The 12,177-nt window shown below is 37.6% G+C and carries 11 protein-coding genes and 1 tRNA gene; 9 read left to right on the forward strand and 3 right to left on the reverse strand.

Annotated features, from left to right (window positions below; genetic code table 11):
• Positions 1-52 precede the first annotated feature (52 nt).
• Positions 53-1,780 carry a phospho-sugar mutase gene (locus BM137_RS07695; RefSeq protein ID WP_092480580.1) on the forward strand — a complete coding sequence of 576 codons (1,728 nt, stop codon included), beginning with the start codon at positions 53-55 and terminating at the stop codon, positions 1,778-1,780.
• 57 nt (positions 1,781-1,837) lie between these two features.
• On the opposite strand, the gene BM137_RS07700 is transcribed toward BM137_RS07695, so the two are convergent.
• Complete coding sequence (locus tag BM137_RS07700) at positions 1,838-2,173, reverse strand: winged helix-turn-helix transcriptional regulator (RefSeq protein WP_092480581.1); 336 nt, start codon at positions 2,171-2,173, stop codon at positions 1,838-1,840.
• Between the two features lie 135 nt (positions 2,174-2,308).
• On the opposite strand from BM137_RS07700, the gene BM137_RS07705 reads away from it, so the two are divergent.
• Both BM137_RS07705 and BM137_RS07710 read left to right on the forward strand, forming a co-directional pair.
• Positions 2,309-3,367, forward strand: coding sequence for an LLM class flavin-dependent oxidoreductase (locus tag BM137_RS07705; protein WP_092480582.1), 1,059 nt, complete (start codon positions 2,309-2,311; stop codon positions 3,365-3,367).
• 13 nt (positions 3,368-3,380) lie between these two features.
• Complete coding sequence (locus tag BM137_RS07710; protein WP_092480583.1) at positions 3,381-3,947, forward strand: NADPH-dependent FMN reductase; 567 nt, start codon at positions 3,381-3,383, stop codon at positions 3,945-3,947.
• A gap of 347 nt (positions 3,948-4,294) precedes the next feature.
• Here BM137_RS07710 and lpdA read toward each other — a convergent pair whose 3' ends face one another.
• On the reverse strand, positions 4,295-5,689 hold the full coding sequence (gene lpdA, locus BM137_RS07715; RefSeq protein ID WP_092480584.1) for a dihydrolipoyl dehydrogenase: 1,395 nt from the start codon (positions 5,687-5,689) through the stop codon (positions 4,295-4,297).
• Between the two features lie 200 nt (positions 5,690-5,889).
• On the opposite strand from lpdA, the gene rapZ reads away from it, so the two are divergent.
• The 3 genes from rapZ to whiA are packed head-to-tail and all read left to right on the forward strand — an operon-like array spanning position 5,890 to position 8,806.
• Positions 5,890-6,777, forward strand: coding sequence for an RNase adapter RapZ (gene rapZ, locus BM137_RS07720; protein WP_092480585.1), 888 nt, complete (start codon positions 5,890-5,892; stop codon positions 6,775-6,777).
• Positions 6,777-7,817: a gluconeogenesis factor YvcK family protein gene (locus BM137_RS07725; protein WP_425248180.1), complete on the forward strand. Its 1,041-nt coding sequence runs from the start codon at positions 6,777-6,779 to the stop codon at positions 7,815-7,817. Before rapZ ends, BM137_RS07725 begins: the two co-directional genes overlap by 1 nt.
• Before the next feature lie 23 nt (positions 7,818-7,840).
• Complete coding sequence (whiA, locus tag BM137_RS07730) at positions 7,841-8,806, forward strand: DNA-binding protein WhiA (RefSeq protein WP_092480587.1); 966 nt, start codon at positions 7,841-7,843, stop codon at positions 8,804-8,806.
• 54 nt (positions 8,807-8,860) lie between these two features.
• Here whiA and rpoN read toward each other — a convergent pair whose 3' ends face one another.
• Complete coding sequence (gene rpoN / locus BM137_RS07735; protein ID WP_092480588.1) at positions 8,861-10,210, reverse strand: RNA polymerase factor sigma-54; 1,350 nt, start codon at positions 10,208-10,210, stop codon at positions 8,861-8,863.
• Positions 10,211-10,428: 218 nt separating this feature from the next.
• On the opposite strand from rpoN, the gene BM137_RS07740 reads away from it, so the two are divergent.
• From BM137_RS07740 to BM137_RS07750, 3 genes are all read left to right on the forward strand, one after another.
• Positions 10,429-10,500, forward strand: a tRNA-Arg gene (locus BM137_RS07740).
• 210 nt (positions 10,501-10,710) lie between these two features.
• Complete coding sequence (gene clpP, locus BM137_RS07745; protein ID WP_092480589.1) at positions 10,711-11,310, forward strand: ATP-dependent Clp endopeptidase proteolytic subunit ClpP; 600 nt, start codon at positions 10,711-10,713, stop codon at positions 11,308-11,310.
• Positions 11,311-11,478: 168 nt separating this feature from the next.
• Positions 11,479-12,018: a thioredoxin domain-containing protein gene (locus BM137_RS07750; protein WP_092480590.1), complete on the forward strand. Its 540-nt coding sequence runs from the start codon at positions 11,479-11,481 to the stop codon at positions 12,016-12,018.
• The last annotated feature ends 159 nt before the right edge of the window (positions 12,019-12,177 follow it).

Below are 12,177 nucleotides of genomic sequence, written 5' to 3' on the forward strand. Positions count from 1 at the left end.
GGTATAATTTTAAGAGAGTTTACATATCTACTAAATGAAAGAAGGTATAATTATGAGCTGGAAAGAAACTTATAAAATATGGAATGATTTCTCAGATTTAGACCCAACGTTAAAAGAAGAATTAACGGCTTTAAAAGAAGATGAATCAACTTTAGAAGATGCATTTTATGCGCCTTTGGAATTTGGTACTGCAGGAATGCGCGGGGTTATCGGCGTAGGAATCAACCGAATGAATCAATATACCATTCGTCAAGCTACAAAAGGGTTAGCTTTATTTATGGAACAAAACGGTGAAGAAGCAATGAAACGTGGGGTAGCAATCGCATATGATTCTAGACACCAATCGCCCGAATTCGCTTTAGAAGCCGCTAAAACACTGGGTGTTCATGGTATCCCAAGTTATGTATTTGAAAGCTTGCGTCCAACACCGGAGTTGTCTTTTGCGGTCCGTCATCTGAACACTTTTACAGGTATTATGATCACAGCTAGCCACAATCCTCCAGAATACAATGGATACAAAGTTTATGGTGAAGATGGAGGTCAAATGCCGCCTAAAGATGCTGATGCGTTGACTTCATTTGTGCGCAGTATTGAAAACAGCTTATCGATTGAAGTACTGTCTAAAGAAGAATTAGAAGAAAAAGGTCTATTGACGATTATTGGCGAAGATGTAGATAAAGTGTATTTAGACCACGTAAAAGAAGTAACGGTTGATTCAGAAATGATTGAAAGAATCGGAAGCGACATGAAACTGGTTTACACACCACTACATGGTACTGGGAAAATGCTGGGAGAGCGTGCTTTAGCGAATGCCGGATTTACAGGCATCACTTTAGTTCCTGAACAAGCAATCGCTGATCCTGAATTCCCAACTGTGAAATCTCCAAACCCAGAAGAACCAGGTGCCTTTGAATATGCAATCAAATTAGGGAAAGAAATTGATGCAGATGTACTAGTTGCGACAGATCCTGACGCTGACCGATTGGGGATTGCTGTCAAAACAGCCGCTGGAGATTATGAAGTATTGACTGGGAACCAAATTGCCAGCTTGATGCTGCACTATTTACTAACGGCTCAAAAAAATAACGGAACATTGCCTGAAAACGGAGCAGTCTTAAAATCTATTGTTTCAAGTGAGTTGCCAACCGTTATCGCAGAAAGTTTTGGCGTAAAAATGGTAGATGTCTTGACAGGATTCAAATTTATTGCAGAAAAAATCGAGCAGTATGAAACAGACAACAGCCAGACTTTCTTATTCGGTTTTGAAGAAAGCTACGGCTACTTGGTTAAATCATTTGTTAGAGATAAAGACGCGATTCAAGCCTTGGTATTGATCGCAGAAGTTGCAGCTTACTACAAAGAAAAAGAACTGACTCTATATGATGGTTTGCAAGAGTTGTATGCAACATACGGCTACTTCAATGAAAAAACAATTTCTGTGAAAATGGCCGGTATTGAAGGTTCTGAAAAGATTAAAGCGTTGATGAAACGTTTCAGAGATCAAGCACCAACTGAATTTAACGACATTAAAGTTACTGAAGTAGAAGACTTCAAAACAAGTACGAAAACTTTAGCAGATGGCACAATTGAAACTATTGAAATGCCTGCTGCAGATGTATTGAAATATACGATGGAAGACGGCAGCTGGATTGCTATCCGTCCATCAGGTACTGAACCAAAAATCAAATTCTACATTGGCGCTAAAGCTGAAACCAATGAAGAAGCAGCTGCAAAAGTAGCAGGTTTTGAAAAAGTGATCAATGCATTGGTAGAAGGCTAAATGATCTATTCAAAAAGGAGTTAGGGTTTCCCCTAACTCCTTTTTGAATGAAAATAATTACAGTGATTGATTGTTTTGACGAGAAGTATGGTGCGTGCCCCATTCATGCATTGCATTCAAAATAGGAGATAAGCTTTCTCCATACTGAGTGATAGAATATTCTACTTTAGGAGGAACTACTGGATAAACAGTTCTATGAACAATGTCTTCTTTTTCTAATTCGCGTAATTGCTTAGTCAACATCTTTTGAGTAATTCCAGGAATTTTCCTGGTTAATTCACTAAACCGCAAAGGGCTTTCTTTTAACAAATGCAATAATATGATGGGTTTCCACTTTCCAACTAAAATGTCTAATGCCTCTTCGACATTACATAAATCTGGTTCTAATTCCATACGAAGATGTCTCCTTAGTATCTTTTTGTATACTATGTTACTTTAAAGTACGTACTTACAAAAAGTAACGATATCAGTAATAATAGTATTATAAGCTTTAGTAGAAAGGCAGTCAAAGAAGAAAGGACGATATAATTGAAAGAATACCGTATTGATCAAAGTAAAGGACTTGAGTTTGGGCTTTATACTCTAGGAGATCATCTACCAGATCCATTTACAAACAAACGAATTTCTGCTCAACAGAGAATTTCTGAAATCATAGAGTTGGCTAAACTAGCTGATCAGGCTGGGCTAGATTTTTTTAGTGTTGGAGAAAGTCATCAAGATTACTTTGCCACTCAAGCACATGCTGTAGTACTAGGGGCCATTGCTCAAGCTACAAAAAAAATAAAGATCGGAAGTTCGTCTACCATCCTAAGTACTTCAGACCCTGTTCGTGTATATGAAAACTTTTCCACTATAGATTTGATTTCAGATGGTAGAACAGAAATTATTGCGGGTCGCGCTTCTAGAATTGGATTGTTTGATTTGCTTGGGTATGACGTTCAAGATTACGAAGCTCTATTTGAAGAAAAATTCGACTTATTACTGCAAATCAATAAAGAAGAAATTGTTAATTGGGAGGGGGAATTTAGAGCATCTTTAAAAAACGCTCGTATCTTGCCTCGTCCAAAAAATGGCTCCCTGCCTATTTGGCGCGCAGTGGGAGGTACACCTGCTAGTGCAATAAAAGCTGGTTACGCGGGTGTACCAATGATGCTGGCCACTTTAGGAGGAGCGGTTACTCACTTTAAGTATACTATTGATGCGTACAGAGAAGCAGCTGTAAGAAGTCATTTCGATCCAGCCACTCTTCCAGTTGGAACGACAGGTTTTTTCCACGTGGCTGAAACAACGCAACAGGCATTAAAAGAAGTATATCCATACATCAATGAAGGTATGAAGTTAACGAATGGACAAGGATTTCCAAAGCAAGCTTTTGCTCAAGCAGTAGATAAGCGTAGTATAATCAATGTTGGTTCCCCTCAAGAAGTGATTGAGAAAATTCTGTATCAACACGAAATATTTGGGCATCAACGTTATCTTGCTCAAATGGATTTTGGTGGAATGCCATTTGATAAATTGGCTAAGAATATAGAATTTATTGGTAATGAAATTTTGCCGGCTATCAGGAAATATACTGCAGTGAAGTGAAAGGAGGTAAAAAATGAAAATAGTAGGTATTTCTGGTTCTAACGTGGGAACTAAGACTAGAACAGCTATGGATTATGTACAAAAAGAGCTAATAGAAAGTAGTCCAGAAGTCGACTTTAAACTTATTGATCTGGCAGATTATTCTCTTCAGTTCAGTGATGGACGAAATTATTTGGAATATGGTGGTGATACAGGTTATGTAACCAAACAGTTGATGGAAGCTGATGCCATTATAATTGGTACACCCATTTTTCAAGCGTCTATACCAGCTACTTTAAAAAATATCTTTGATTTGTTGCCTCAAAATGCCTTTAGAGATAAAGTGGTGAGTATGATTGTAACTTCAGGTTCACCGAGACATTATTTGATCGCAGAACAACAATTAAAACCAATCTTGGCTTATATGAAAGCTCAAATTGTGCAAACGTATGTGTTTATTGAGGAAAAGGACTTTTACCGAAAAGAAATTGTGAATGAGGATATTATTTTTCGTATCCAACGATTAGTAGAAGACACTGTTGTTTTAACAGATACCTATAAAAAATTGCGTGAAGCAAAAGAAGAAGAGTACGGGTTTTAAAAAAGGTTCTCCAGTAACGAGCAGTAGAGCTCATTACTGGAGAACCTTTTTGATGCCAAAAAATAGTTAAATAAAAATACATTGTAAAAGGAATCTTGTTCAGAGTTTTACTTAGTTTAAATGCCGGCATAATGTATTTTATTCACTTTTTTTAATAAAAAACAGATATTTAAACAAGCGTGTCACTTCACGTGTGACAAAGATTGAACGGTTTGCTCCACGCTCTTTAGACGCGTTGCGCAAACCAGTCTTTCTATGATTTCATTTATCCTTTGTGTCGGGAAATGCACCCACCTCAAAGGATAAAGTGAACTCTACGAAAGCCTAACCGGTTTGCTCCACGCTCTTTACATGTGGATTGGCATGCCTAGGGCTAGTTCAGATGCGTCCATGATAGATTCTGCGACTGTTGGGTGAGCGTGAACGGTTAATGAAATGTCTTCTGCGTTCATACCGTTCTTGATTGCGAAGCCAACTTCACTGATGATATCTGGAGCACCGACACCAGCAATTTGTGCACCTACAAGAGCGTTGTCATTATCTTGATCTGTAATCAAACGAACAAAACCTTCCGTTTGGTTCAACGATAATGCACGGCCATTTCCTGCAAGAGGGAATTTGCTGATTTTTAAATTACGGTCAGATTTTTTCGCTGCTGCTGCAGATATACCTACAGTAGCTAATTCAGGTTCAGTATAGACAGCGATCGGAAGAATTTCTTCTTCTAATGCAGGATTTTGTCCAGCGATCACTTCGGCTACGATTTTGCCTTCATAGCTTGCTTTGTGAGCGAATGCAGGACCAGGAGCAACGTCTCCGATAGCGTATATTCCTTCAACAGATGTTTGCAGAGAGTCGCTGACTTTAATGCGGCCATTTTCAAGCATTTCTACGCCAATTTCTTCTAAGTTTAATCCTTTTGTGTAAGGTTTTCTTCCTGCAGAAACAAGAACAGCACTTGAAGTAATGGTTTCTTCTTTACCATCTTTTTCATAGGTAATCGCAACATCATCTGCAGTTTCTTTAGTACTCTTGATGTTTACGCTAGTGATCACTTCGATACCTTTTTTGGCATAATTTTTTTCTACCATTTTAGACATGTCTTCATCGAAGAAATGTAAAATGTGAGATTCTTTTTCTAAAATCGTTACTTTAACGCCTAAGTTGCTGAATGCACCAGCTAATTGAGAGCCAACATATCCTCCACCAACAATAACAAGTGATTCGGGAGCTTTTCTTAAGCCTAGACCTCCAGTAGTATCGATAACTTTTTCACCAAATGGAACTTCAGCTAATTCAATAGGAGCAGTTCCGGTTGAGATAACTGCTTGTTGGAATTCCAGTTCTTCTGTGCTTCCATCTTCTTTTGTAACCATCAAGTGTTTGTTGTCTTTGAAACTAGCTGTTCCGCGAATGATTTCGACTTTATTTTTCTTTAATAAGCTTTCAACCCCGCCGGTTAAGCGTTTGACAACTTGGTTTTCTTTCCAATCTTGAGTTTTCTCAAGATCGATTTGAGCTGAGCCAGTTTGTACACCAAAAATTTCGGAATTTTTAGCATTGTGGAATGCGTGAGCAGCAGTAATAATAGCTTTAGAAGGGATACAACCAACATTCAAGCAAGTACCGCCGATGTATGTTTTTTCAATAATAGTAACCTTTTGTCCCAACTGAGCTGCACGTATTGCTGATACATAACCACCAGGACCTGATCCAATAATGACTGTTTCTTTTTTGCTCATAAAAAATCACTCTTCCCTTATTGTTTTATATTTCACACAACTATACTCCCAATAGTAATTTACTCTAAATATGAACAAAAAACAAAGAAAACTTCTTGTTTCTTAAAATTATATGAGGGGAGCTATACATGACACGCCCGGGGTGTTATACTTCTAGAGATAAGTGTGTGAAGGATCGTATATAGAAAGAGGCGAAGAATATGGTTGAGAGTCTGAATATTGTCATTATTACTGGGATGAGCGGTGCGGGTAAGACAGTAGCCATGCAAAGTTTTGAAGATATGGGTTATTTTTGTGTAGACAATATGCCGCCAAGTTTATTACCAAAGTTTTTTGAACTAGTAAAAGAATCAGGGAAGTTGAACAAGATTGCACTTGTGATTGATTTACGTTCTAGTGCGTTTTTCGATGAACTTGTGCCTGCATTGGAAAGTTTAGATAATACCTCTCTTGTTACTACAAGAGTCTTATTCTTAGACGCTGATGATACGGAATTAGTCTCACGTTATAAAGAAACACGCAGAACTCATCCGCTGGCTCAAGGTGGACGAGTGATGGACGGAATCAAAAAAGAAAGAAAGCAGCTTGAAGCTATAAAAGGAAGAGCCCAGCTGATCATCAATACAGCTGATTTGACACCTCGTCAATTAAGAAAGAAAATAATCGATGAATTCCACACAGAAGAAACCACTACCTTTAGAGTAGAATTAGTATCTTTTGGGTTTAAATACGGCGTACCAATTGATTCAGATGTAGTTATGGATGTCCGATTCTTGCCGAACCCTCATTACATTGATGAACTTCGACCATTAACAGGGCAAGATAAACCTGTATATGATTACGTGATGAAGCAACCTGAAACAGAAGTTTTTTACCGCAAATTTACAGATTTGCTTGAATATGTTTTACCAGGATATAAAAAAGAAGGAAAAACCTCTGTAACGATCGCTATTGGTTGTACAGGAGGGAAACACCGTTCTGTAGCATTAACAGAACGTATTGCTGCAAAAATACAATCCGATGGTTATCCAGTTCATATTACCCATCGCGATTACAGAAAGCTTAAGGAGTCAGTAAATCGCTCATGATGAATGAAAAATTAACGAGAAAGAAAAACAGAAAACCGAAAATCGTTGTTATCGGCGGCGGAACTGGGCTGCCGGTAATTTTGGCGGGATTGAGAGCCAAAAATGCTGATGTGACAGCTATTGTAACAGTAGCAGATGATGGAGGAAGCAGCGGCGACTTGAGAAGACAAGTTAATGCTGTACCGCCTGGAGACATTCGTAATGTATTGGTCTCTTTATCAGACATTCCAGAAATGCAGAAAGAGATTTTTCAATATCGTTTTGCGGTCGAAGATCAATCTTTAGCAGGACATTCTATTGGGAATTTGATCATCTCAGCTATGGCAGAAATGAAAGGCAATATTTATGAAGCTATCCAAGTATTAGGGAAAATGATGATGATCGATGGTCATGTGTATCCAGCTGCTGAAGAACCATTGGAACTACATGCAGTGTTTAAAGATGGAACTCAAGTGAGCGGGGAATCCTCTATCGCAAAACATCGGAAAATGATCGACCATGTATTCGTCACAAAACTTGACGGATCAAAAGATGTAAAAGCGGCTCGAAAAGTCGTATCTGCGATTTTGAATGCTGACATGGTGGTACTAGGACCTGGAAGTTTATATACCAGTATTTTACCTAACCTGATGATTCCAGAAATTAGCGATGCGATTAAAAAAACACAAGCCAATGTGGTTTACATCTGCAACATCATGACTCAGTTGGGTGAGACGGAAAACTTTTCAGATGCCAATCATTTAGAAGTATTGCATCGTCATATGAATCAAAAGTTCGTCGATACCGTTTTGGTAAATATCGGACAAGTGCCGGAAAACTATATTGACACTGAAAAATACGATGAGTATTTAGTGCAAGTTGAACATGATTTCAATGGATTGAAAAAAGAAGCATCAATGGTCATTTCAAACGATTTCTTAGAATTAAGAGACAATGGTGTATTCCATGATAAAGAAAAGGTAGTAGAAGAACTGTTCAAAATTTCATTTGACGTTCAATACTATGGTAGAAAGTTCGAAACCAATATCGATACTATATAAAAAAATGAAAGGAGGAGATAACATTGTCTTTTGCCTCAACTGCGAAAAAAGAATTGACTCAGCTGGAAGTTCATCGTGAACATGCCAAAGCTGAACTAGCAGCATTGATTAGAATGAATGGAAGCATTAGTTTAGTAGAAAAGAAATTTATTCTAAATGTACAATCAGAAAATGCTGCAATTGCAAGACGAATCTATATTTTATTGAAAGACCACTTTGAAGTGGAAAGTGAATTGTTGGTCAGACGAAAAATGAAGCTGAAGAAAAACAATGTGTACATTGTTCGTTTGAAACAAGGAACTAAAAAGGTATTAGCAGATTTATCCATCATGGATGGAATGCTGTACCAAGGTCACGTAAGTAAAGAAATTACCCAAAACAATCAAAAAATCAAATCCTATCTAAGAGGGGCTTTCTTAGCAGGCGGTTCAGTCAATAACCCGGAAACGAGCCGATACCATTTAGAGATTTATTCCAATTATGAAGAACACAATGATGACGTGTGCGATATGATGAATGAATTTGGACTAAACGCTCGGAAAATCAGCCGTAGAAATGGCTATATCACTTATTTGAAAGAAGCTGAAAAAATTGCGGATTTTTTAGCGATTATTGGAGCTACAAATGCGATGTTGAAATTTGAAGACATTCGAATTGTAAGAGATATGCGAAATTCAGTGAATCGACTTGTGAATTGTGAGAATGCAAATATGAATAAAACCATTGATGCTGCAAGTAAACAAATCGAAAATATTCTTTACTTAGATGAAGTGATCGGATTGGATAATCTTCCAGATAAGTTAAAAGAAATTGCACTTGTACGAGTAGCGAATCCTGATGTAACTCTTAAAGAACTAGGAGACTTAGTCCCAAGCGGAAAAATCAGCAAATCAGGCATTAATCACCGATTGCGAAAGTTGAATGAAATGGCAGAAAGCCACCGCAGCAACACCGGCAGTAGCCAAGTAAGTGAAGTTCTAGTCAATTAAGTGGATAAACAACAAAAAGATTCCCAGCAGTCTTCTGCTGAGGAATCTTTTTGTTTAGGCATATCGTTTTCGATTGGTGGATGAAGGAATGGACAAAGCTTCCCTGTATTTGGTGACTGTTCTTCTAGAAATCTGTATCCCTTCATCTTCCAACAAAGTGGCTATTTTCTGATCAGATAAGGGTTTTAATTTGTTTTCTTCTGCAATAAGGTCTTTTATTCGATGTTTCACTCCGTCAGATGAAACATCTTGAGAATTTGCTTGAATGGAATCATTGTCGGACAAACGTTTCAATCCTGTCGTAAAGAAGGACTTCAATTCGTATGTGCCGAAATCGGTTTGAATGAATTTATCATTTACAGATCTGCTGACAGTAGATTCATGTATGTCTAAGAGCTGTGCAATTTCCTTTAATGTCATTGGAGTCAAAGGGCGGGAATCTTGTAAAAAGAATTCCTTTTGCTGCTCAACTATAGCTGTTCCGACACGGATAATTGTTTCTTCTCTTTGTTGCAAGCTCTGCTGAATCCAATCGTATTCTGCATATTTTTCTTGAATAAACTTTTTGACATCTTTATCTTCAACCGAAAGCATGTCTTGGTAGTAATCAGTTTGAAATTTGATTACTGGCAACCCAGTTTTTGCTGATTTCACCATAAGTTCATCATTTACTAATGTTACGATCAGGTCAGGACGAACGAAGTGTTCATCTTCAGTTGAATAAACAGCTCCAGGGTGAGCCGTCAAGGTTTGTACATAGTCGGCTACTTCTTGCACTGCAGATACCGGGATACCATATTTTTTAGCTAAAGGTTCCCATTTGCGAGAGCTGAACAAATCAAATGATTCTTCTAAAATAAGATAGGCCAAGTTTGGTGCTTCATCATCTCGTTCTGTTTGAAGCATCAAACATTCTTGCAGGTTTCTTGCACCCACACCAGCAGGTTCAAGTTGTTGAAGGAGTGTTAACGCATCAATCAACTGAATTTCTTCAGCTTCTGTTTGTTGTTTAGCTTCTTCTAGGGAAATCGTCATGTACCCGTTTTTGTCTAAATGATTAGCCAGCCACAGCACTAATTCTCTCAAGTAAGTATCTCTCATGGTTAAATGAATTTGGTCAATTACATAAGAAAACAAAGACATTTGGCCTCCAGCTAGATGATCGATGGGATTGTAACTCGCATAAGCACTTGATGACGAGTAAGAGTTTTTAAAAGAGTTGTCTGCAGTAGGTCGTTTGACTTTGATTTCAATCAAAGGGTTGCCTAAAGCTTTTTGTTTTAGGAAAAGGACCAAGTCTTCTTGGTTCATATTCAGCATCTGGATAGACTGCTGCAATTGTTGAGTCATAGCCAGCTTTTGAACTTGTTTCTGTTGTTGGGTATAATGTTGCTCAAAATTCATGTCCATCCTCCTTGAAACGGTTTCATATCCTTCGATATCATACCACATTCTGCTAAGAGCATTAACGAGTTTTAAGAAAATCCCGTAAGGAATGTGACGATTATTTGAAAGCTGCCTTATCCAATCGTAGAATACAGATTGGTTTTATTCTTTAAAAGATAATCTTTAGCTTGTTTTTTTAGGTATTATTAGATAAACTAAAATAGTTGTCATCCTACGTCCCCTTAGTGTAATGGATATCACGTAAGATTCCGGTTCTTGAGATGGGGGTTCGATTCCCTCAGGGGGCATTGCAAAAAACAGAAGGTCAAAAAAAGTTTTATGAGAAAAGCTGGTCCGTTGTGGCTGGCTTTTTTGCTTTTAGGTGAAAAAGAATCATAAAAAAAGTTTGACCTTTATTGACCATCGGAGTAGAATGAAACTATAGAAACTCATTCAAATGATTCTTGAGAATGAGTGTGATACAATCTTATGGAAACATATTAGAGGAGGAATACTTCATGAACTTAGTACCTACAGTTATTGAACAATCATCAAGAGGAGAACGTGCTTATGATATTTATTCACGTTTATTAAAAGACCGTATTATCATGTTGAGCGGCCCGATAGATGACAATGTAGCAAATTCAGTTATTGCACAGTTGCTCTTTTTAGATGCTCAAGATCCAGAAAAAGATATCTACATTTACATCAACTCTCCAGGTGGTAGCGTAACAGCAGGTTTTGCTATTTACGATACCATGAACTTTATTAAAGCTGATGTTCAAACAATCGCAATGGGAATGGCTGCTTCAATGGGTAGTTTCTTATTAGCTGCAGGAGCAAAAGGCAAACGTTTTGCTTTGCCAAACGCAGAAATTATGATTCACCAACCATTAGGTGGAGCACAAGGGCAAGCAACTGAAATCGAGATCGCTGCTCGTCACATTTTGAAAACACGTGAACGCTTAAACAAAATCTTGTCTGATAGAACTGGACAACCGATTGAAGTTATCGAACGCGACACAGACCGTGATAACTACATGTCTGCTCAAGATGCAAAAGAGTATGGCTTGATCGATGAAGTAATGGAAAACAACACTGAGTTACCCAATAAATAATTTTTTTTGCAAAAGACTTCCTGTTTAAAGCAGGGAGTCTTTTTCTTCTATAAAAGACTCATAGCAAAAGACTCACAGCGTAACGGTGGGAGTCATCTTAAACGACATTGGTTTTCAATTGAAGAAATAGAAGGTATACTAATAACTAACATTAAGAGGAGGTACGATATGGATACGAGTAATATGAATGCAGATAAAGTAAATGTAACCTATGGTTTTAAAATTGGACCGGAAAGTGCGCCTGTTAAAGTCATTGAATTTATTAACTTGGCTTGCCCGTACTGTAAGAAATGGTACTTTGATACCAAAGATCTATTAAATGAGTACGTACAAGAAGGAAAAGTTCAACGCGTCATCAAACTTTTTGACAAAGAAAAACCAAGTTTAAAAAGAGGGAATGTCCTTCATCATCATTTGGATTACAAGAAACCAGAAGAAGCTTTGATGGAGATCGATTACTTATTAGCGCATCAAAATGAGTGGGGAATGTTGAAAAGTCATGAGGAGATTGCTGAATATGCGGTCGAAAAGCGTGGATTGACTCATCAACCGAACGAGATTGAGATCAATGGCATCCTCAATGAAACTAAAGAAGCAAATGTCTTTTTTGTTCCTTCTGTCTTTATTGGAGAAAATATTTTTGATGAGAATATTTCTCTAGAAGAACTGAAAACTATCATTGATTCCGAATACGAGAAAAATAAATAGTATGAGTCCTAGTCGTTGTTTGGTAACAACTTTGACAAAAAGTAAGAGAGAGTTTAATTTTTCAAAAGCTTTTTTTGTAAAGTTCAACTCTCTCAGTAATGCTTTTTGACAAAATATTGCCATAGATGAAAAAGCGAACTCATTTCCACAACGAAAACT

Source organism: Desemzia incerta, from assembly GCF_900115825.1.
Lineage (GTDB): Bacteria > Bacillota > Bacilli > Lactobacillales > Carnobacteriaceae > Desemzia > Desemzia incerta.

What these genes read in the sequence shown, in the direction of transcription:
- BM137_RS07750 (WP_092480590.1), top strand. Translation starts at nt 11,479, where the DNA reads ATGGATACGAGTAATATGAATGCAGATAAAGTAAATGTAACCTATGGT.
- BM137_RS07700 (WP_092480581.1), bottom strand. Translation starts at nt 2,173, where the DNA reads ATGGAATTAGAACCAGATTTATGTAATGTCGAAGAGGCATTAGACATT.
- BM137_RS07710 (WP_092480583.1), top strand. Translation starts at nt 3,381, where the DNA reads ATGAAAATAGTAGGTATTTCTGGTTCTAACGTGGGAACTAAGACTAGA.
- BM137_RS07695 (WP_092480580.1), top strand. Translation starts at nt 53, where the DNA reads ATGAGCTGGAAAGAAACTTATAAAATATGGAATGATTTCTCAGATTTA.
- rpoN (WP_092480588.1), bottom strand. Translation starts at nt 10,210, where the DNA reads ATGAATTTTGAGCAACATTATACCCAACAACAGAAACAAGTTCAAAAG.
- rapZ (WP_092480585.1), top strand. Translation starts at nt 5,890, where the DNA reads ATGGTTGAGAGTCTGAATATTGTCATTATTACTGGGATGAGCGGTGCG.
- lpdA (WP_092480584.1), bottom strand. Translation starts at nt 5,689, where the DNA reads ATGAGCAAAAAAGAAACAGTCATTATTGGATCAGGTCCTGGTGGTTAT.
- clpP (WP_092480589.1), top strand. Translation starts at nt 10,711, where the DNA reads ATGAACTTAGTACCTACAGTTATTGAACAATCATCAAGAGGAGAACGT.
- BM137_RS07725 (WP_425248180.1), top strand. Translation starts at nt 6,777, where the DNA reads ATGAATGAAAAATTAACGAGAAAGAAAAACAGAAAACCGAAAATCGTT.